Source organism: Desulfosoma caldarium, from assembly GCF_003751385.1.
Taxonomy (GTDB): domain Bacteria; phylum Desulfobacterota; class Syntrophobacteria; order Syntrophobacterales; family DSM-9756; genus Desulfosoma; species Desulfosoma caldarium.
Genome location: NZ_RJVA01000010.1, coordinates 204,764 through 225,324 on the forward strand (window position 1 = coordinate 204,764; position 20,561 = coordinate 225,324).

General features: G+C 56.4%; 22 protein-coding genes. 18 read left to right on the forward strand and 4 right to left on the reverse strand.

Annotated elements, in window-relative coordinates:
* Nucleotides 1-50: 50 nt before the first annotated feature.
* The gene (locus tag EDC27_RS04095; protein ID WP_123289344.1) at nucleotides 51-1,055 is read left to right on the forward strand and encodes a peptidylprolyl isomerase; all 1,005 of its coding nucleotides are present in this window, start codon (nucleotides 51-53) and stop codon (nucleotides 1,053-1,055) included.
* Between the two features lie 111 nt (nucleotides 1,056-1,166).
* Nucleotides 1,167-1,361, forward strand: a complete 195-nt coding sequence (locus EDC27_RS04100) for a hypothetical protein (protein WP_148045681.1) — start codon at nucleotides 1,167-1,169, stop codon at nucleotides 1,359-1,361.
* A 95-nt stretch (nucleotides 1,362-1,456) separates the two neighbouring features.
* On the opposite strand, the gene EDC27_RS04105 is transcribed toward EDC27_RS04100, so the two are convergent.
* A complete protein-coding gene (locus tag EDC27_RS04105) occupies nucleotides 1,457-1,927 on the reverse strand; it encodes an FKBP-type peptidyl-prolyl cis-trans isomerase (RefSeq protein ID WP_123289346.1) in 471 nt (156 codons plus the stop codon).
* Nucleotides 1,928-2,135: 208 nt separating this feature from the next.
* Between EDC27_RS04105 and EDC27_RS04110 the strand changes: the two genes are divergently transcribed.
* From EDC27_RS04110 to EDC27_RS04140, 7 genes are all read left to right on the forward strand, one after another.
* Complete coding sequence (locus EDC27_RS04110) at nucleotides 2,136-2,735, forward strand: VOC family protein (RefSeq protein WP_123289347.1); 600 nt, start codon at nucleotides 2,136-2,138, stop codon at nucleotides 2,733-2,735.
* Between the two features lie 164 nt (nucleotides 2,736-2,899).
* Nucleotides 2,900-3,871: an RnfABCDGE type electron transport complex subunit D gene (locus tag EDC27_RS04115; protein WP_123289348.1), complete on the forward strand. Its 972-nt coding sequence runs from the start codon at nucleotides 2,900-2,902 to the stop codon at nucleotides 3,869-3,871.
* The gene (locus EDC27_RS04120; RefSeq protein ID WP_170161577.1) at nucleotides 3,868-4,509 is read left to right on the forward strand and encodes an FMN-binding protein; all 642 of its coding nucleotides are present in this window, start codon (nucleotides 3,868-3,870) and stop codon (nucleotides 4,507-4,509) included. Before EDC27_RS04115 ends, EDC27_RS04120 begins: the two co-directional genes overlap by 4 nt.
* A gap of 26 nt (nucleotides 4,510-4,535) precedes the next feature.
* On the forward strand, nucleotides 4,536-5,159 hold the full coding sequence (gene rsxE / locus EDC27_RS04125; protein ID WP_123289349.1) for an electron transport complex subunit RsxE: 624 nt from the start codon (nucleotides 4,536-4,538) through the stop codon (nucleotides 5,157-5,159).
* Nucleotides 5,159-5,752 carry an NADH:ubiquinone reductase (Na(+)-transporting) subunit E gene (locus tag EDC27_RS04130; protein ID WP_123289350.1) on the forward strand — a complete coding sequence of 198 codons (594 nt, stop codon included), beginning with the start codon at nucleotides 5,159-5,161 and terminating at the stop codon, nucleotides 5,750-5,752. Before rsxE ends, EDC27_RS04130 begins: the two co-directional genes overlap by 1 nt.
* 9 nt (nucleotides 5,753-5,761) lie before the next feature.
* Complete coding sequence (locus EDC27_RS04135) at nucleotides 5,762-6,865, forward strand: NADH:ubiquinone reductase (Na(+)-transporting) subunit F (protein WP_123289351.1); 1,104 nt, start codon at nucleotides 5,762-5,764, stop codon at nucleotides 6,863-6,865.
* 45 nt (nucleotides 6,866-6,910) lie between these two features.
* The gene (locus EDC27_RS04140) at nucleotides 6,911-7,387 is read left to right on the forward strand and encodes a hypothetical protein (RefSeq protein ID WP_123289352.1); all 477 of its coding nucleotides are present in this window, start codon (nucleotides 6,911-6,913) and stop codon (nucleotides 7,385-7,387) included.
* 129 nt (nucleotides 7,388-7,516) lie between these two features.
* On the opposite strand, the gene EDC27_RS04145 is transcribed toward EDC27_RS04140, so the two are convergent.
* Nucleotides 7,517-8,575, reverse strand: coding sequence for an FAD:protein FMN transferase (locus tag EDC27_RS04145; RefSeq protein ID WP_123289353.1), 1,059 nt, complete (start codon nucleotides 8,573-8,575; stop codon nucleotides 7,517-7,519).
* Nucleotides 8,576-8,807: 232 nt separating this feature from the next.
* Between EDC27_RS04145 and EDC27_RS04150 the strand changes: the two genes are divergently transcribed.
* Nucleotides 8,808-9,524, forward strand: coding sequence for a hypothetical protein (locus EDC27_RS04150; RefSeq protein ID WP_123289354.1), 717 nt, complete (start codon nucleotides 8,808-8,810; stop codon nucleotides 9,522-9,524).
* Here EDC27_RS04150 and EDC27_RS04155 read toward each other — a convergent pair.
* Entirely contained in the window at nucleotides 9,521-10,630 is a 1,110-nt protein-coding gene (locus EDC27_RS04155; protein WP_123289355.1) for an aminoglycoside phosphotransferase family protein, read from the reverse strand. The genes EDC27_RS04150 and EDC27_RS04155 overlap by 4 nt on opposite strands.
* A 110-nt stretch (nucleotides 10,631-10,740) precedes the next feature.
* Nucleotides 10,741-11,778, reverse strand: coding sequence for a sugar phosphate nucleotidyltransferase (locus EDC27_RS04160; protein ID WP_123289356.1), 1,038 nt, complete (start codon nucleotides 11,776-11,778; stop codon nucleotides 10,741-10,743).
* Nucleotides 11,779-11,933: 155 nt separating this feature from the next.
* Between EDC27_RS04160 and EDC27_RS04165 the strand changes: the two genes are divergently transcribed.
* The 8 genes from EDC27_RS04165 to dnaG all read left to right on the forward strand — a co-directional run bounded on the left by EDC27_RS04165 (nucleotide 11,934) and on the right by dnaG (nucleotide 20,538).
* Nucleotides 11,934-12,935 carry a glycoside hydrolase family 3 N-terminal domain-containing protein gene (locus EDC27_RS04165; protein WP_123289357.1) on the forward strand — a complete coding sequence of 334 codons (1,002 nt, stop codon included), beginning with the start codon at nucleotides 11,934-11,936 and terminating at the stop codon, nucleotides 12,933-12,935.
* Nucleotides 12,936-12,994: 59 nt separating this feature from the next.
* Entirely contained in the window at nucleotides 12,995-14,182 is a 1,188-nt protein-coding gene (gene alaC / locus EDC27_RS04170; RefSeq protein WP_123289358.1) for an alanine transaminase, read from the forward strand.
* Between the two features lie 29 nt (nucleotides 14,183-14,211).
* On the forward strand, nucleotides 14,212-15,543 hold the full coding sequence (locus EDC27_RS04175; RefSeq protein ID WP_245994248.1) for a homoserine dehydrogenase: 1,332 nt from the start codon (nucleotides 14,212-14,214) through the stop codon (nucleotides 15,541-15,543).
* 12 nt (nucleotides 15,544-15,555) lie between these two features.
* Complete coding sequence (locus EDC27_RS04180; protein WP_123289359.1) at nucleotides 15,556-16,785, forward strand: cofactor-independent phosphoglycerate mutase; 1,230 nt, start codon at nucleotides 15,556-15,558, stop codon at nucleotides 16,783-16,785.
* Between the two features lie 34 nt (nucleotides 16,786-16,819).
* Nucleotides 16,820-17,257 (forward strand): acyl-CoA thioesterase, encoded by a 438-nt coding sequence (locus EDC27_RS04185; protein WP_123289672.1) that lies wholly within the window; start codon nucleotides 16,820-16,822, stop codon nucleotides 17,255-17,257.
* Nucleotides 17,258-17,261: 4 nt separating this feature from the next.
* Nucleotides 17,262-18,002 carry a 1-(5-phosphoribosyl)-5-[(5-phosphoribosylamino)methylideneamino]imidazole-4-carboxamide isomerase gene (hisA, locus tag EDC27_RS04190; protein ID WP_123289360.1) on the forward strand — a complete coding sequence of 247 codons (741 nt, stop codon included), beginning with the start codon at nucleotides 17,262-17,264 and terminating at the stop codon, nucleotides 18,000-18,002.
* Nucleotides 18,003-18,161: 159 nt separating this feature from the next.
* Entirely contained in the window at nucleotides 18,162-18,611 is a 450-nt protein-coding gene (locus EDC27_RS04195; RefSeq protein WP_123289361.1) for a GatB/YqeY domain-containing protein, read from the forward strand.
* 142 nt (nucleotides 18,612-18,753) lie between these two features.
* The gene (dnaG, locus tag EDC27_RS04200) at nucleotides 18,754-20,538 is read left to right on the forward strand and encodes a DNA primase (protein ID WP_123289362.1); all 1,785 of its coding nucleotides are present in this window, start codon (nucleotides 18,754-18,756) and stop codon (nucleotides 20,536-20,538) included.
* Nucleotides 20,539-20,561: the final 23 nt, after the last annotated feature.

Consider the following 20,561-nt stretch of genomic DNA (forward strand, 5'->3'; position numbering starts at 1 on the left):
ACACCCCAAGGGATTCCCCCTGGGGTGTTTTTTTATTGAAAGGAAAGCCCATGACAAGCATAGCACGCAGTGTACAAAATGTTTTGATGGCGACTGCACTGATCAGCCTTTTGGGGGCTGGCGTGGCCTTGAGCGCCGAGTCCACCACGGATACGGACAAAAAACCCGCCGCCACCGTAAACGGCAAGGTCATCACTCGAGCCCAATTCGACCGGCAAATGAACGGAGTACGCCAACGGCTTTTGCAGTCGGGGCAGCTTTTGAGTGACGTGGAACTTCGGGATATAAAAACGCGAGTCCTGGAAAGTCTCATTGACCGGGAACTGCTGTACCAAGAAAGCCAAAAGCGCGGGATTAAGGGGGATGCCAAGGCGGTGGACAGCCAGTTGGCCCAGTTCAAGCAGCGGTTTGAAAGCCCCCAGGCCTATGAACAGGCTCTCAAAAGCATGAATCTCACGGAGAACACCATCCGCCAAGAACTGCTCAAAAACAGTGCCATTGATCAACTGGTCCAGTATCGAATCACCAAGGGAATCACCGTTTCCGACGAAGAAACCAAGGCTTTTTACAAAGACCGGCACGAACTGTTTGAAAAACCGGAACGGGTGCACGCGCGTCACATTTTGGTGAGCGTCAAGCCCGATGCGACAGCGGAGGACAAGAAGGCGGCGCGGAAAAAGATCGACGATCTGAAGGCTCGCCTTAGCAAAGGGGAGGATTTTGCCACATTGGCCGAATCCCAATCGGATTGTCCCAGCAAAGAGCGCGGTGGAGACCTTGGCTTTTTTGCCCGCGGACAGATGGTCAAGCCTTTTGAGGAGGCCGCTTTTGCGCTTGAGCCCGGTGCTGTCAGCGACGTGGTGGAAACGGACTTCGGCTATCACCTCATTCAGGTCGTGGAAAAGAAACCTCAGGAAACCATGTCTTACGAAGAGGCGCAACCGGCCATCAGCGAACATTTGCAGAAGCAAAAGGCCCAGCAGAAGGTCGAGGAGTTCTTGACCCAAGCCAAAAAAGACGCCAAAATCACGCGAACCGCCGTGGATGAACTGTAGCCGGCGGCCATGGACAGTTTCGCTGCTCAGGATGAAGCGCCCATGAAACATGCCCATGGGCGCGAGGATTCACGCACTCTGTGGTTTTGGCCATCCATGGAGGGACAATCCATGAGCGACGAAATGGAATGCATGTGTCAGGAATGCGGTATCTCTTCGTATTTTCGTGCCCTGGACCTAAGCTATGAGAGCGCTCCCGGGTTTTCGGGAAAGCCTCTCATCAACAACCTCTTTTGCCCCCAGTGCGGCGGCGTTCTTTTTCTTGTGGGCCGTATCGACGAAGAACCTCGGTACAAAACCGGGTAAAGAACAGGGCGGCTGGGCGAAAAAGGGTTTCAACGCCTCCCGTGGAGGGGTTCAAACCAGGCACGGGGGCGTCTTGAACGGCAGCACTCGGGCGTCTAGCACGAGCATCCGCAACTGCAATCGGACGGACACGGAGCATCGGAGATTTCCACGAGCTCCACATCGAAATTGAGCGCCTTGCCGGCAAGAAAATGGTTGAGATCCAAGGTGACCGTGGTGTCTGTGACATCCGTCACGGTGGCATACACGGTTTGGTTGTCGCTGGTGGTCAGTGAGAGAACTTGGCCGACGGGCGGATTGAAATCGGGCGGTAGTTCCGAGCGTTCAAACACCTTGGCCAACCGTTCATCCCTTTCTCCATAGGCTTCTTCGGCAGGGATACGGAACGACTTCTTTTCATGAACGGCCATTCCCAACAGCGCGTTTTCAAATCCAGGAATCACATGGCCGGAGCCCACTTGAAAGTGAAGCGGCTGGTTGCCTTCGCTGGAATCAAAGACCTGGCCGTCATCCAATCGCCCCGTGTAATGCACTTTGACAAAATCGCCTTTTTCCACTCGTTTCATTTGTCTCTCCTTAAGATTTCCATTGCACACATTTATTCTTTTCGTCCACCCTAGTAACCCTCTAGGGTGAAGTCAAGCAAGGAATGTGCTGCCGTGGATTGGCCGGCACCATGGACCAAAGGGGCACGCCGTGCGGTGCTCAAGAGCCGTCCAAAAGGCCGTTTTCAAGAGGTAAGAAAGGAATACACAGAGACACGAGAGCACTTTCATGAAGGCAGTGAAATACACAGGAATTCATCATTTGGCCCTGGTGACCCAGAACATGGACCAGACCATTCGATTCTGGAGGGATCTCTTGGGATTGCCCATGGTCGTCGCCATGGGGCGCCCGGGATATCGCCATTACTTTTTCGCTCTTTCCGAACACGATACGGTGGCCTTTTTTGAATGGCCCCAATCGGCCCCTGTTCCCGAAAAAGACCACGGCGTTCCCGTCAAGGGCCCCATCGCCTTTGACCACGTCTCCTTTGGCGTGGCCGATCGCCATGCGCTCTGGGATCTCAAAGCCCGTCTGGAAGCAGCCGGTTTTTGGGCTTCGGAAGTTATCGATCACGGCTTTATTCTTTCCCTGTATGCGTTCGATCCCAACGGAATTGCTATTGAATTCAGCTATGCCGTTCCCGATGTGGATGTGAGGCGGGCCCCGCGCCTTGTGGATCCGAATCCTTCGGCCGTGACCCTGGAAGGCCCGAACCCTCGTCCCGAAGCATGGCCATCTCCCCAACCCATTCCGGAAGAGGACCGACAGGTTTATCCGGGTGAAGGAGAAAAACTACGTGATCCCCAAAGCCTCTGGCAACCGCGCTGATCGATCCGGCATTCTTTCATGTGACCGAGTTCTTGACATGTCGGCGCCGTCGCCTTGAAATCGTGTCCGCGATGCGTTAGCTATGCTCACGTGAGCTGACGACCTTTCCAGTGTGAGCTCACAACCTCTGACGCCTGTTAAACCGAGAGGGAAGGACTATATCCGTGACGCAAAAGACTGGGGGACCCACGAGGAAGCGTTTTCTTGTTCAACCCGTCATGCTGCGAGTGGTGGTGGGGTTGATCCCTTGTCTGGTAGGAGCCGTCGTGTTTTTCGGGTTGCGCCCGCTTGTGGTGATAGGGGTCGTTCTTGCGACCGGGATTCTCGCGGAGGCGGCCTTTACGCTGCGTCAGGGCAAACCGGTCACGTCCGCGGTCCTGGTCTCCTGCCTTATCTATGCTCTCAGCCTTCCCCCGACCGTTCCCTTGTGGATTGCGGCGGTGGGCATCGCCTTCGGCATCGTTTTCGGGAAAATGGCCTTTGGAGGGTTCGGCTACAATATTTACAATCCCGCCATGGTGGGGCGGTGCTTTGTGTACATCAGTTTTCCGTTGGCACTGACGGCCGGCTGGGTGCACCCTTTTTCATCCTTAGGGCAAGGTCTAACGTCTTGGCTTCCTCCCGTGGACGCCGTCACCGCCGCCACGCCCCTTCGAGTGATTCATGAGGGCCAGTCTGTGCCCCTGCTTCCACTCATCTGGGGCAACATCTCAGGTTCCATGGGTGAAACCAGCGCCGTGCTCATCGCTCTTGGGGGCGCTTACATTCTTTACAAGAAGGCGGCCCCGTGGCGTCTGGCCATCGGATGTCTTCTGGGAGCTTTTTTGGCCTCATCCATATTCTACATCATGCGCATTCCAAGAATTCCCCATCCCCTGACTTTTATGATGGCCGGATCCCTTCTCTTTGGCGCCTTTTTCGTGGTCACGGAACCCATCAGCGGCCCCAAGACCAAACCCGCTCAGTGGATCTACGGCACGGCCATCGGAGCCCTCACCATCGTATTACGCCGATGGTCCAATTTTCCCGAAGGGATTATGTTTTCCGTTTTGTTCATGAACACGTTTGTCCCTCTTTTGGATCGTGCCGTGCAAAACGCTCAAAAGCGAAGAGCGTTAAAAGGAAATCCTTCATGAAAGGGCGCCTATTTTCCACCCTCTACATGTTTCTTTTGTCCCTCGTGTTCACCTCCGTGGTCAGCGGCCTGAACGTGATCCATCAAGACCGCATCCGCCTCAATGAAGAGCGCAAACGGCAAGCCCTGGTGCTTCACGTGCTCAACATCACCCTGGAACCTCACGCGACGGATCAGGACGTGTCCCGCACCTTTTCGCGCCGAGTGCGCGCAGCAACCTTAGGGGATCGGCCCCTGTATGTGGGACTCGATGCCGATGCCTCAACTGTCGTCGGCTATGCTTTTCCCGTGTCCGGGCCAGGGTTTTGGGGACCCATCGAAGCCATGGTTGCGGTAGATCCTCAAGGGCAAAGGATCTTGGGCATCGCTTTTTATCGGCACAGCGAAACACCGGGCCTTGGAGGACGCATCACGGAAAACTGGTTTCAAAGGCAGTTTCAAGGTCGTCCTCTGGACATGCCGGCTGCCGGCATGCGTTTCTTTTACTTCAAGCCACCGGGAACGGCCTCGGGTCCCTCAGAGTTGGACGCCATCACAGGGGCAACCGAAACGACAAAGCGCCTGGAAAAATTCTTGGACGAGGAACTGAAAAAGACCATCCCGCTTCTTTTGGAGCAAAAGAAATTGCAAAGGGTTTAGGGCAACGGGAAAAAAGGACGTGGAATATGGCCAAGATTCGAACACGGACCTTCTTTCGCAAGGGCGTATGGGAAGAAAACCCTGTCTTTCGACAAATCCTTGGGATTTGTTCTGCTCTGGCCGTCACCAACCTCATGACCAACACGCTGATCATGGGGTTGGGGTTGATTTTCGTGACGGCCATGTCCAGCGCCACCGTGTCGGCCCTGCGCAAGATCACTCCGGAACGCACCCGCATGATGGTCCAGGTCTTGATTATCGCCTCCTACGTGATGATGGTGGACATTTTTCTCAAGGCCTACCTCCCGGACATCAGTGAAGCCCTAGGGCCTTATGTGGGTTTGATCATCACCAACTGCATCATCATGGGGCGATGCGAAGGATTTGCCAGAAACAATCCCGTATGGCCGGCGTTTCTTGACGGTGTAGCTTCGGGTGTCGGATACGCTCTGGTGCTTCTTGTGATCGCCACGGTTCGAGAACTTCTAGGTTTTGGCACCCTTTTCGGCATGCACGTGATGCCTTCAGGGTGGGTTCCCTGGACCATTATGATTATGGCCCCGGCGGGTTTTTTCATGCTGGCCCTTTTTATCTGGGTTGCCTATGAGTTGGAATACAAGAAAACTCAGCCTTCACATGGGGACAAGTGATGGAAAATCCATTGAGCGCTCCTTTGATCTTCTTTGCCTCCATTTTCACCAACAACATTCTCTTGGCCAACTTTTTGGGCATGTGCTCTTTTCTGGCCATTTCCAGGGAAATTCCTTCGGCCGTGGGCCTCGGGCTAGCCGTGACCTTTGTCATGACGTGCACGACGGCGCTGAACTACCTTGTCTATCACTATCTGCTCGTGCCGTTTCAGCTGGTCCACTTTCGCTTCATTGCCTTTATCGTCGTCATCGCCGCCTTTGTGCAGTTGGTGGAAATGGTCATCGACCGTTATTCGCCACGCTTGTACGTGGTCCTGGGCGTCTTTTTGCCGCTTATCACGGTCAACTGCGCCATTCTCGGCGTCTGCCTGTTTATGGTTATTCGACAATACAACTTCGTACAGTCGGTGGCCTACGGTTTCGGAGGAGGACTCGGTTGGCTGCTGGCCATTGTGGCTCTGGCCGGCATTCGAGAAAAGCTTAAGAAAGCCCCGATTCCCAAGGCCTTGGAAGGGCCCGGCATCAGCCTCATTGTGGCCGGACTCATGGCCCTGTCCTTCATGGCCTTTAGCGGCATGATTTCCATGGGATGAGGCGCCCCCATGATGACCCTTGTGCTCGGATTGCTCTCGATTAGCGGCTTGTGTGCTGTCTTGGCCCTGCTTTTGGAAGCGGCCTACGCCGTCTTTGCCGACTACGGACCGTGTCGGATTACTATCAATGAAGGGGCCAAGGAATTCACGGTCAAGGGTGGTGGCCGCTTGCTAGGCACCCTGATGGACCAGGGCGTGTTCATTCCTTCCGCGTGCGGTGGCCGGGGCAGTTGCGGACTGTGCAAAGTGACCGTCCTGCAAGGCGGAGGGCCAATTCTGCCCACAGAAACCCCCTACATGAACGACGAGGAGTTGCGGCGCGGAACGCGATTGTCTTGTCAGGTCCGCCTTCGAGGTGACGTTCAGCTGCAAATTCCTGAAGCCTTTTTCTTGATCAAGGAATTTCGCACGCAGGTTGTGGGCTTGAAACCGCTGACACCTTCCATCAAGGAAGTGCATCTGAAGCTCATCGAACCTCAAGAGATCGTCTTTAAGCCCGGGCAGTTTATCCAATTCCAGGTTCCGGAATACGAAGGGTCCTCAGAACCGGTGTACCGCGCCTACTCCATCGCTTCCCCGGCGAGTCTTAAGACGGAAATCAAGCTGGTCATCACCCGCGTGGAACGAGGAATCGCCACCACCTACATTCACGACTTTCTTAAGGAAGGCGATGAAGTCCTCATCAATGGCCCTTATGGAGATTTCTACTTGCGCCATTCGAATCGCCCCATGGTCATGATCGGCACGGGTTCCGGGCTCGCTCCGCTTCTGTCCATTCTGTTCCAAATGGCTGACGAACATATCGACCGCCCCTGCACCCTCTATTTCGGTGTGCGCAGCCGCCAGGACCTTTTTTACCAGGAAGAGATTCATCAGTTGATGGGCATGCTGCCTCGCTTGCGCTACGTGCCGGTTCTGTCCCAGCCTCTCGCCGAAGATCATTGGGATGGGGAAACCGGCTACGTCACCGATGCGGTGGCTCGTGGTGTCAGCGACGGATCCCAACTGGAAGCGTATCTTTGCGGAAATCCATTGATGATCAATGCCGCCGTGAAACTGCTCACGGAAAGGGGGGTCAGCGAAGACCGCATCTTTTTCGACAAGTTCGGTTAATAGCCATGGAATGCGTGGAGTCATGGAAAGGGGGGTGTGCGGCCCATGGGAAAATATCCCGTCTATCAAAGCCCTCAACTGGATGAGGTGGAACAGCGCCTGCGGCACCTCGAGGCCCAGCACGGCTACCTGGCCGGCGACCCAAGGGCACTGGTCACCATTCTTACGGAAGATGAACGCACCGTCAAGGCCTTGGGCTTGTCGCACGAAGCCATTGCCCATCGCTTGCGCGTCCTGACCGAAGCCGCCAAGCAGGCCTTGGGTGGCCCCGTGGTGTTGGAAAATCTGTGGCGCGTGGTCGTGCAGGATTTTCGAGGACGCCTCCCCTGCCCATGGGGACATTCAGGGCTTTACCCAAAAACTCATGTGGTCGTGGAACGCTTGGACACAGGGGAAACCCTGCAGTGGACCGACCTCTCCATTCACCTCATTGAAGCCCACGGGTTTTACCAAGGTGTGGGCAGTCCCTATCGATTGGATCCGCAAAAAGTGGCTTCCATCTGCTCCATAACGCCGGAATGACGTCTGCGAAGCGCGCCCCAAAGCGGCGCATGATGCCGATTCGGCTTTTCCTTTACGTGACCCGGTGCGCTTGAACCTGCAAAAAATCACCGGCACGGAAAGGGCCTGGAAATGTCCGGATAAACATTTTCAGCGTTTCCAAGCCTTGATTTGGACACCTCGAACGGCCAGAGACGCTTCGTCCAAAGGCAGAGAAAACCCCTCGGAGACGTGCAACACCAGGGCCTTGTCCGAGCCTTCCGTCATGATCAGCGCATGGACGCCGGGCAGGGATTCCACCACAGCCATGCCGTCCTCGGGGCCTAAAACCAAAATCCCTGTGGCCAAGCCATCCGCAAAGGCGGCACTGTCGGCCATGACCGTGACACTGGCCGTTGCCCGTGCCGTGAAGCCGCTTCGAGGATCAACGATATGGCTGTAGCGTTTGCCATCCACGAGAAAGTAGCGTTCGTAGTCGCCCGAGGTGACCATGGCCTGGTCGGACATGGTCAGAACGGTCAGTAAGTCTTGGGAATTCCTAGGATGTTGCAGACCAACCCGCCACGGCTGTCCATCGGGCTTGGTGCCATAGGCCAAGATGTCCCCCCCCGCATTAACCAGAGCCGCGGCTATGCCACGGCCTTTGAGCACGTTCACGGCTTGATCGATGGCAAAGCCTTTGGCGATGCCGCCCAAGTCCAGAACCATGCCGGGTACGGAAAAGAAGACGCTTCGATCCTTTGATGACAGCACCACATGGTGATATCCAACGCGAGATAGAGCTTCCTGAATGGCCTGGGAGGAAGGCAGTTTTTTCTCATTCTTGTCAAAAGGCCACAAGTTCATCAGGGGGCCCACCGTGATGTCGAAAGCCCCTTGTGTGATCTGGGAAATATGCAAGGAGAGTTCGATCACCCGGTAAAGCTCAGGGGATACCGTCACAGGGTGACGGGACGCTTCTCGATTGACGCGGCTGAGCTCGCTGTCTTCTCGAAAGACGCTCATCATGGCCTCTAAGCGAGCCATTTCTTCAAAGGCGGCCTCGAGCGCTTCATAGGCTTGGTGTGCGTCCTGGGAAACGACAGCCATGCTGACCACCGTGCCCATTAAAGGTTTGGCCGTCTGATAGATTTCAGGACTTCTCCCACACGACACCACCAAGAATCCGAAAAAACCACAAAGGATAACGCCTATTCTGTGAAACATCATTTCATAACCTCTCGTCCTGTGCCCACGGCGAGGAAACGTTTCTTTCAAACCACGGCACGGGCCGGGATCACCCCGCCTTCTTTTCTTATGGATCCACGGGGGAAAATTCTGTACCCTGAGCCAAGGTGACTGGCCCTTCAGTAGGCTTGGCTGAGCCGATCGGATCGGCCCATGAGAAGACAAGCAGCGCAGCGGGCCGTAACTTCCATGTCATAGAAAGGAATGGATCCTCATGGCAATCAATGCTCTGGTGGCCGTTGGGACCGAGCGCGGTGTGGACACCTTTGATCGCGTGCTTGGGTTCTTGGAAAAGAGCTCGCCAAGTCGAATGGCTTTGGACGAAAACCCCATCGCTTTCAGCACGCTGGTGCACATGCGCACCGCTCCAGAACTTCACAGCGAAGCCTTTCTTCGGGATCAAAAGAAGCAAATTCTTCGGCGCGGCGGAGACGTCGGAGTGCTCGCCGGGCTGGCTTACGCCGTACATCGAAGGAATCTGCCTGTCCATTTCGCCGACGGGGCTTTGGGAGATATCTTGTCGTCCACCGGGGAGTTGATCGGCTCGTATCCCTATGTGGGCGATCTGAACTTTGCCGTGAACACGGACATGATGCGCACTCCCATGGAACTCATCAAGCAGCGCATTCCTCGGTACCCGGGCCATGATTTCGATTACGAACTCATTCACGCCTACCAGGTGGAGGCGTCCGATGCGCTCATGGACCGCGCCATTCCCATGCGCAATCGTTTCACCGCCATGGTCATCGACGCCATCATGGAAACCTACAAGGGATCTCTTCTCGTCTTCATTGGACAGAGAAAGCGATTTCGAAAAGAACTTTTTGAAGCCACAGAGGGGCTTGGCCAAGATGAGGTGGAAAATTTTGTCCCCCTTTTGGACCTCATTCATGCGAAAAACAAGTCCTTCGTGGACCTGACGGAAACCTAAACCTGGGCTTCCATGGCGGCACCAATCCTTTCGGAAAGATACTCGAAAACAGGCGACCTTTGTAGGTAACGGCAAAGCCCAGGGTACACTGCGCCAAGATCGCCGCCCAGAAGTTCCTGAAGGCGGTGCCATCCGGCGGGAATGTGCCTTAAAAAATCCCGTTTGCGCTTGACCATGCCCAGATAGGCAAACGCTGCAAGAAACTGAAAGCATCGACACAGGGCCACCGTCGCCAAGCGTTCGCGAAAGAGCGTGTAGGAGCCGCCAAGAAGGTCCTTCATGTGACGCCAGTAGAGCTGCACCAGCTCTTCCCTTAACCAAAGCGGCAGCATTGCGTAAGGGTCCAAAAGGAGCGCCGCCAGATCGTATTCCGGAGGCCCAAAGCGCATGCCCTGAAAATCGATGACCCACATTGACCCCTGAAATACCATCAGGTTACGGCTTTGAAAATCCCTGTGAAAGACAAGCCCGAAACGATCTTCTCCCGCCTTGAGAGCAAGCCTTTGGAAATCCATGTCCACTTCCAAAGGTGGCGGCTGGAGACCCATGAGCCCTTCCAGAAAGGCGTTTCGAAAATAGAGCAGTTCTCTTTCGTAAACAAAGTTCGCGTCGTAGTGGCTTCCGTCATGGCACCAGGTCGAAGAAAAACCTTTCCAGGCTCGGCGCTGGCATCGCACCAGAACTTTTACGGCTTCGCGATAGAGGGTTCTCAGCCGATTGCGGCATGGGCCTCTTTGCACGAGATCGTAAAGGTGCACCGATCCCAGGTCCTGAAAGACAAAGACGCCTTCGTGCACATCGGCGTGCAGCATGCCAGGAACCGGAACGCCAATCCTGTGCAGGTGTCTTCCGATGTGCCAGACGGCGTCGTTTTCATCGATGGGTTCCTTCCGTCGAGGGCTCACCAGGACGACATAGCTACCATGCGCCTGACGCAGCCGATAGAAAAGACGATCGGAACCGTCCCCCGCCAGAAGCCGAAGGCCCTTGCCGTCAAGACGGTAACCCCATTGAAGGAGCCGTCTTTCCAGGGCAGCCATGTTCACGCCGCCATCTTCTGGAACACTTCCCGGGACGGAATGAATTTCCGCACCTCCTGTAGACATCAAGACCCCTTAAAGGACGAAACACCCTGGGAAAGAATCCTCCTCGGCGCCTTGCCGTCTCACGTTCCTTGTTCCACGAGAACCCGAAACGCTGGTGCTCCCTAGACCCCTCACCCCGGACCCATGAAATGCCCTACGGAATGCCGAATCGGCGAAGGCGTGTCCAGGGTTTGGCCCAGCGGGACCGGGGCAGCGGAAGGTAAGAAGATGGTGTTGCGATGCCTTCCGGACACCACGGCCCCATCGGCAACCACGCAGTTTTCCAGCACCGTTTCAGGCTCGATGCGACAACCTTTCCAAAGGATCACATGATCAAGAACGCAGCCTCTCTCCACGATGCTGGCCTCACCCACCACCACCGCACCACGCAGCCGTGCCGAAGACGCCACGGTCGCCGACGGGTGCACCCACACGCCAGAATCGGAAATACCCAGAAAACAGGCCCCATCGTTGGGGAGTCGATCATAGGCCGTGTGCAGATTCCAGTAGCTTTCCAAAGATCCCATATCGGTCCACCATAGATGCTCTCGACAGACGGCTGCCGGAGGTGTTCCGCGGGCGATCCAGTCCTCGTAAAGGTCGATGATATGATAAGGCTTTCCAGGGTCCATGGAGCGCAGCGCGGACGGCTCAACGACGTGAATGCCCGAAAAGGTCCATAACCCACTTTGGCCCGCCATGGTCGAGGGGGAAAAACCGGTCACCATGGTGCCTTCTGCGTTGACACGAACCGTATCGAACCGATGGGAGCGGCACAGGAGCATGGTCGCGGGGGCGCCTTGGGTTCGATGCTTTTCCACAAGACTTTGCAAAGACACCTTTGCCGCCACATCGGCGTTGACGACCACCAGGGGAGCGTCATCGAGCATCTCCAGGGCATTGCGCACGCCTCCTCCTGTGCCCAGGATGTCTCGTTCCACAAGAACCTGCACGGGGATCGGCCATGAATGCGACGCGAAGTAGTCTAGGATCTTGTGAGACATGTGATGGGCATTGACCACGACACGCCGAAAGCCTTCCTCTGCCGCTTGCCTAATCCAGCGTTCCAGAAGCGGCTTGCCCCACACGGGGCATAGGGCCTTGGGCCGAACGTAAGTCAAAGGTCGAAGGCGGGTGCCATGGCCTGCGGCAAGAATCATGAGATGCATTCAAGAGCCCTTTTCGCACGCTGTCGGGCAATGTCTTGACAGCGAGGTGTTCTTGATCGAAAGTAAACTTTTGGCATCCGGTAGGCCGAGCGCGATGATCGTCGGCCGCCGCGCCCCATGGTACGGGGACTTCAAGGATCCTTCAAACAAAATCCATGACACTTTCACAGTCACTCGACAACGACACCGGGCAGCACCTGTTTTTGGGATTTGAAGGAACCGAATGGACGGCGTCGCTTCAAGAATGGCTGCACGCCTTGCGCCCTGGTGGGTTGGTGCTTTTTCGTCGCAACGTCGTCGACACCGATCAGATCACGGCCTTGATTCGTGAAGCCAACGCCTGGGCCAAAAAGGCTTTGGGACGGCCCCTTGTGTGGGCCGTGGACGAAGAAGGCGGCTCGGTGCAGCGCCTTGCCGCCCTCTTGGGTCCGGCGCCTTCGGCTCTTGAACTGGCAAAGGCCGGGGACGAGGCGCTTCGCTCGCACGTTGTGCACACGGCCCGAGGGCTTCATCGCTTAGGCATCCATCTAAACCTGGCTCCGGTGCTCGATGTGGTGGCCTCGTCAAAGGACCACTTTCTCAAATCCCGATCCTTGGGACACGCCTTCGAGGAAGTAGCGCGGCTCGGATCCCTCTGGATTCGCTGCCTGCAAGACCATGGCGTCGCCGCGACGGCAAAGCATTTTCCGGGACTGGGCACGGCACGTCTGGATCCCCACGACCAACTTCCACGAGTGGAGGCGCAGGCGGCAGCCAAAGCGCGCCAGGACCTGATCCCTTTTTACCGAGCCGTACAAACTGGGGTCCGCGCCGTAATGACGTCCCATGCGGTGTATGCATTTTGGGATCCGGACTGGCCCGGAACACTTTCCTGGAAAATCAATCGCGGACTGTTACGAGACCGATGGCACTTTCAAGGCGTGCTTCTTTCCGACGATTTGGACATGAAGGCCATCGGTGGGCGTTATGAACCGGAAACCATTGTGCGCCACAGCCTTCTGGCCACAGTGGATGGGTTTTTGGTTTGCCAGGAGGCGCACAGCGCGGAAGTCTTCGCCAGGGCCCTCTACGACGGCATTCGACGTCATCGAGATTTGCAAGAAGCCCATCGGCGGTCCTTGAATCGGCTTCAAGCCTTGACACCATCTTTGTTTTGACATTCTCTTGGGTCTATTCTAGCTTGAAAACTCCCAATTCACACAATGAGGTGACGCGCATGAATTTCAACATCGATCAATTTACTCGCATGCGCCGTCTGCCGCCTTATGTGTTCGCGCAAGTCAATGCGCTGAAGATGGAAAGGCGAAGAGCCGGCGAAGACATTATCGATCTCGGCATGGGTAACCCGGACGTGCCGACCCCGCAACACATCGTGGACAAGCTGGTGGAAGCGGCCCAAAAGCCTCACAACCACCGTTACTCGGCGTCCCGAGGCATCACGAAGCTGCGCCATGCCATCGCGGACTGGTACAAGCGTCGTTATGACGTGGATGTGGATCCTGAGACGGAGGCGGTGGTGACCATTGGGGCAAAGGAAGGGCTTTCCCATCTCGTGCTGGCCCTGATCAACCCCGGCGATGTGGTCTTTTCTCCCAATCCGACGTATCCCATCCATCCCTATTCGGTGATCATCGCGGGCGGAGACCTGCGCTCCATTCCCATCGGGCCGGACCGGGACTTCTTTGAAGACCTTCAAATCGCCGCCAAGCAAACGTGGCCGCGCCCCAAAATGCTCATCATTTCCTTTCCACACAACCCCACGACGGCCGTGGTGGATTTGTCCTTTTTTGAAAAAGTGGTGGCTTTCGCCAAGGACCACCACCTCATGGTCATTCACGACCTGGCCTATGCAGACCTCGTCTTTGACGGCTATGCGGCTCCGAGCATTTTGCAGGTTCCGGACGCCAAGGACGTGGCGGTGGAGTTCTTTTCCATGTCCAAAAGTTACAGCATGGCCGGATGGCGTGTCGGTTTTTGCGTGGGCAACCGGGAAATGGTCGGAGCTCTAACTCGGATCAAGAGTTATCTGGACTACGGCATCTTTCAGCCCATTCAAATCGCCGCCATCATCGCGCTCAATGGGGATCAAAGCTGCGTTCAGCACATCGTAAACATTTACCGCTCTCGACGAGATGTGCTGGTGGATGGATTGCGACGCATCGGCTGGCACATATCCAAACCCAAAGGCACCATGTTTGCGTGGGCCCCCATACCCGACCGGTTTCGAGCCATGGGGTCCGTGGAATTTTCCAAATTCCTCATCGAAAAAGCCAAAGTGGCCGTGTCTCCTGGTCTAGGATTCGGAGAGTACGGAGACGACCACGTGCGGTTTGCCCTTGTGGAAAACGAAATGCGCATCAAACAGGCCATTCGTGGCATTCGCAAAGCCTTTCAAGACGCGTGAGGCGCCTGGCTATCGAGGAGCGCTGAAAGATGATGGATTCCATACGCATCGGTCTCATCGGTTGGGGCACCGTCGGATGCGGCATGTTGCAGACATTGAGGGAAAATGCCAAAGAAATTCAAGCGCGCGTGGGGGTTCGCATGGACGTGGTTCGTGTGGCCGATCTCGACCTGGACAGCCCCAGGCCGGTGTCCGTCGATCCCCACCTTCTGACCCGTTCGGCGCAGGACATTTTGGACGACCCCTCCATTCATATTGTGGTGGAACTCATTGGCGGCCTAGAACCCGCCCGATCGTTCATCATGAAAGCCCTGGAAAAGGGCAAGCATGTGGTGACGGCCAACAAGGCTTTGCTGGCCCATCACGGCAACGAAATCTTTGCTCAGGCCGCCAAGTGCGGGCGATCCGTGGGTTTTGAAGCCTCTGTCGCCGGCGGCATTCCGTTACTTAAAGCCATTCGAGAGGGACTCAGCGCCAACCGACTGGATACGCTTTTTGGCATATTGAACGGCACGGCCAACTACATTCTCACGCGCATGACGGAAGATGGCCTGCCGTTTGCGCAGGCTCTGGCTGAAGCCCAACGCCACGGCTATGCCGAAGCGGACCCTTCCCTCGATGTTGACGGCATCGACACCGCCCACAAGCTGGCCATTGCCAGCGCTATGAGTTTTGGCACATCCATCCGATTGGACAAGGTTTATGTGGAAGGCATTCGAGACATTGATTTACTGGATGTGCAGTTCGCGTCGGAATTCGGATACCGCCTCAAACTCCTGGCCATAGCCCGAAATACGAACGGTCTCGTGGAGCTTCGCGTGCATCCCACGCTGATTCCCGAACGCCATGTGCTGGCGAGCGTGCGCGGAGCCTACAACGCCGTTCACATTCACGGCAATGCCGTCGGCAACATCATGCTCTACGGACTAGGTGCCGGCATGCTGCCCACAGGCAGCGCCGTGGTGGCCGATCTTGTGGACCTGGCTCGGGACATGACTCTGGGAATTGTTCATCGCGTACCCCCTTTGGGTTTTCTTCCAGAATACAGCTCGGAAATGCCCGTCAAACCCATGGACGACGTGGTCACCCGCTATTACTTTCGGTTTTCCGCCGTGGATCGACCGGGGGTTTTGTCAAAAATCTCCGGCGTTCTCGGGGCCAATCAGATCAGTATTGCCGCCGTGATTCAAAAAGGTCGGGAGGTGGAAGGGGCCGTGCCCATCGTCATGCTGACCCACGAAGCCGTGGAAAAGGATGTGCGCCGATCCTTGGAAGCCATAGATCGCTTGGACATCGTGCGCGGACCCACGAAACTGCTTCGCATTGAAGACAGAACGGACAACGCTGTTGCCAGCGCCTAAGGCCGAACGTTCATGAAAACGAAATACGTGATTCTGGTCGGAGACGGAATGGGTGACTATCCGCTGGCTTCCCTTGAAGGTCGCACACCGTTGGAAGTCTCCCATACACCGGCCATGACGCATCTTGCTCGAATCGGCGAAATCGGCACGGTGCAGACCATCCCTGAAGGCATGGAACCGGGAAGCGATATCGCCAACATGGCTCTACTCGGCTACGACCCGGCTGTGTATCACACCGGTCGAGCACCCCTGGAAGCAGCCAGCCTGGGCGTGCATCTCGGCCCTGCGGACGTGGCGTTTCGCTGTAACCTGGTGACCTTGAAACAAGACGATGAGGGCACGGAACGCATGGAAGACTATTCGGCCGGTCATATCTCTACGGCCGAAGCCCACGAAATCATTGGCGCGTTACAAGAAGCCTGCGAAGGGTTGCCTCTGAAGCTTTATGCCGGTGTGAGTTATCGCCATGTGCTGGTCTGGTCAGGCGGCCCCACGGATCTGCTCACCACACCGCCCCACGACATTCTTGGAGAACCCACGGCTGGCTACAAGAGAGTCTATGACACAACGGATGTTCTGAGAATCTTCACTCAGCGGTGCCGAGACATGCTTGCTCAGCATCCCGTTAATCGGCGTCGTCGGGACGTGGGTCTAAAACAAGCCAATGCCGTGTGGCTCTGGGGACAGGGAAAAGCGCCGTCCATGCCCTCCCTTCAGGATCTGTTCGGACTTCGCGGCGTTGTCATTTCCGCCGTGGACCTTCTCAAAGGCCTGGGCATTTATGCAGGACTGGAACCGGTGCACGTTCCGGGAGCCACGGGATATCTTGACACGAACTATGCCGGCAAGGTGGATGCGGCCTTAAAGGCGCTTCAGGATATGGACTTCGCTTTCGTTCACGTGGAAGCGCCCGACGAAGCCAGCCACGAAGGAAGCCTGACCAAGAAGGTGCAAGCCATTGAAGACTTCGATGCCAAAGTCGTGGGTCCCATGGTGCAAGGCCTGGCGGCTTACGCTCGATGTCATGTGCTTGTGGCCGGCGATCATCTGACGCCCTTGAGTGTTCGCACACATGTACCGGATCCCTCCCTATACGCCTTGTTTAAGGGAAACGTTGCCACGGCGCTTGCTGAGGATGAAAAGATCGTTTTTTGCGAAACCGCAGCTCGAGAATCCAGGCGGCACATGGAAAGCGCCGTCGCGCTCTTCCATCGTTTTGTGAACGCGCACCATGGATCCTAAAAACCTGTTGGAAAAAAAGGTGGGTGAATCACGCATGACAACCCAGAGCACGCGAGCCCGCCTGCGCGTCCTCTACGGTGACACGGACGCCATGGGACAGGCCTACTACGGCCAGTACATGCGCTGGTTCGAAGCGGGGCGTGCCGAATGGTTCCGACACCAGGGCACCACGTACCGCCGTCTGGAAGAGCAAGGCATTTTCCTACCGGTCATCGAAGCCCACTGCCGGTACATGCGTCCTGCCTTTTACGACGACGTCCTGGAAGTGGAAACGTTCTTTCATTTTCCCGGTCCGGCCAGACTCCGCTTTGACTACCGCATCCATCGACACGATCCCCCGCAACTCTTGGCTCAAGGTTACACGGTCCACGTGTGCGTCAACCGAGAAAGAAAACCGCTCAAGCCCCCCGCCTGGCTTCGAGACCTGCTTTCTTCCAAAGCTGTCGATCCCGCAGACCCCTCAGCGGAATGAGACCATGATCATCTATCCCGCCATCGACCTCAAGGAAGGACAATGTGTTCGGCTCAAGCAAGGGGACATGGCTCGAGCCACCATTTACGGAACGGACCCCGTGGCCATCGCTCGCCATTGGGAAGCCCAGGGAGCGCAATGGCTTCATGTGGTGGATCTGGACGGTGCCTTTGCCAAGACCCCCAAAAATCGAGACGTTATCGGCGCCATTGTTAAGGCGGTCTCCATTCCCGTGCAGTTGGGAGGAGGGCTGCGAAGCATGGAAACACTGCAGCACTACATCGACCTTGGCGTGCGCCGCCTCATTCTGGGCACATGGGCCCTTCGGGATCCTAAAGTGGTGGAAACGGCCTGCCAACGGTTTCCGGGACGCATCGCCCTGGGCATCGATGCCCGCCATGGGTATGTGGCGGTGGAAGGATGGACGGAAACGACCCAGGTGGATGCCGTGGCCTTTGCCCAACGCTTTGACCAGGTGGGACTAAGTGCCATCATTTACACGGACATTCAAAGGGACGGCATGCAATCTGGGGTCAACGTGGTAGCGACGCGACGACTCTGCGCTGCCCTCACCACGCCCGTGATCGCCTCTGGCGGCGTCGCCTCCTGGGACGACATACAGGCCTTGCTTCCCCTCGTCCCCTTGGGGCTTGACGGCGTCATTAGCGGCAAGGCGCTCTACACCGGAACGCTAAATCTTCAGGAAGCCCTTCAACGCCTTAAATCTCTAAAGACCTCTTCGTAGGTCGCCGTGCCTATTTCACCACCCGGAGCCGCCGGTTTTATGGAACAACAGGGAACAGTCAAGGCTGAGCTCACAAGAACAGCCTTCTGTCTTTTCAAATACGCGTTCTATGGGCCCGGCACGAGAAAACCCAAGCCGAAAATTTCAGGAGGTTGAAAGGTGGAATTGTTGGAAAAGATCGAACAGGCTTTGAAAGACGCCATAAAAGGCCAAGACGAAGACAAGCGAAACACCATGCGCATGCTCCTCACCGCCATCAAGAACAAAGAAAAAGAGCTTCTGCGTCAACCGACGGAGTCGGAGATTCATCAACTTATTGCCAGGGCTATCAAGCAGCGCAAAGATTCCATCGAGCAGTTCCTGCGCGGCGGACGCAACGACTTGGCGGAAAAGGAAAAAAAGGAAATAGAAATTCTTCAATCTTTTTTGCCAAAACCCTTGGAAGCGGAAGCGCTCACCGCCCTCGTCGCGGAAGCAATTCGCGAAACGGGAGCCGCTTCACTCAAGGATGTGGGCAAGGTCATGAAAGTGCTCATGCCTCGAGTGGCGGGCCGGGCCGACGGCAAGACGGTGCAGGAAATGGTTCGAGCCCGTCTCGGCGCCTCGTGAAAGGACTCGCCCCGCTGATGGAAAATTCGATCACGCTTTTTCCCTGTTGATTGTCGTTTCATGATGGGATAAAAATTTAAAGTTTTGGGTCAGACATAAATCCCGAAACATGGCATCAACTCCTGCGGGGTGACCAGGATCGGTGACCACATCGGATGCGGCAACGCGAATCAAGCAGGCTGTAGACATTTTGGACCTCATCGGAAGCGTGGTTCCGCTGAGGCGCCTCGGCACTCGGTACGTAGGCCTGTGCCCTTTTCACAGGGAAAAAACGCCTTCCTTTCACGTGGATGTCGCGCATGGGCTCTTTTATTGCTTCGGCTGCGGAGCCGGAGGAGATGTCATCACCTTTGCCATGCGTCATTGGAACCTGACGTTCGCGGAAGCCGTCAAAGCGCTGGCCGGCCGCTATCATGTGCCACTGCCCGAAGAGGTTTTGGGTTCTTCCAAGAAAAAACCCGAGGACCTTTCGGCGATGGCTCAGGTGCTGGAGTTGGCCTGCGAGTTTTTTGTCCATCGACTGCGGCATCGGGAACAGGGGCGTGTGGCCAGAGAATACCTTGCGAGACGAGGGCTTTCACCCGAACTGGTGCAGGAGCACCGTCTCGGCTACGCCCCTCCTGGATGGAACCACCTGATACGACATCTTCAATCCAAGGGAATCGACCCGGAACTGGTGGTGCGATCAGGGCTCGCGGTACGGTCGGACAAAGGCACCGTTTACGATCGATTTCGTCACCGCCTCATCTTTCCCATCACCGCACCGAACGGCTCACTTGTGGCCTTTGGAGGCCGCAGTCTGGACGACACGGAACCCAAATATCTAAACAGTCCGGAAACGGCGCTCTACCACAAGGGCCGCACCCTGTACCAGTACGCCACCGCCATGGAGGCGTGCCGAGCCACACGACAGGTAATTCTCGTGGAAGGCTATATGGATCTTCTAGCCTTTCACGCTCGAGGTTTTCGCAGGGTCGTGGCCACCCTGGGCACGGCCCTGACGCCGCACCAAGTCCGGCTCTTGCAACGGCTGGCGGACGAAGTCATCCTGGTCTACGATGGGGATGCATCCGGCCAGAAGGCCATGCTTCGAGCCCTGCCACTCTTTCTACGCCAAGGACTGGCCGCCAGCTGCGTCACGTTGCCCCTAGGCATGGACCCAGATGACTACCTCAAGGCGCACGGCTTGGACGCCTTTACAGCCCTGCTGGGAACGCGGCGTGAATTGCTGCATTTCGCCGTCGACGCCATCGCCTCCACCTGGAATGGCACTTCTCAAGACAAGGTCCGTGTGGTCAAGGAATGCGCCGACCTTGTGAGCGACGTGCAGGATCCCGTGCTCCGTGAAGATATGGCCCGTCTTCTAGGAATGCGATTGTTTCTGTCGGAACACGCGGTGCTCCAGCATTTTTCACGCGTTCCCAAAACGGCTTCAATGCCCCGCACCCTCTCGGGCTCGAGGACGGCGGCCGCAAAGGCCACCTCCGTGCAGGTGCCATCTGCGGAAGAGACAATTCTTCGATTGATCATGCAGCATCCTACCCTCGCCGAACACGCTCAGAGCCTCGGGGTTCTGGAATACCTTGAGCCGTCTTCTGTGGCCACGATTCTGGAGGCTCTGCTTCGGCAAGGAACATGGAAGACCCTTGATGAGGGTTCATCGGTAGCCATGACGCTTCCCGACGAGCCAAGCAAGACCCTGTGGGCGCGCTTGATGATGGAAAAAGACGAAAACACTTTGGATGAAAACGCCGCGCGGCTCCTTTTGGAAGAAAGGATTCACAGCTTGCGCATTCGCCATGAGAGAAAAAATCTTGAGGAGATTCGAGCCGCACTGGTTGATGCGGATGGTTCGGGCGATCACCTCGCTCGAAAAAAACTCTTGGAGGAGTACCGAGCCCTTTGCGCGGCGCAAAGAAGGGGTTAAAGGTTAGAGAGCCCACCGAAGGA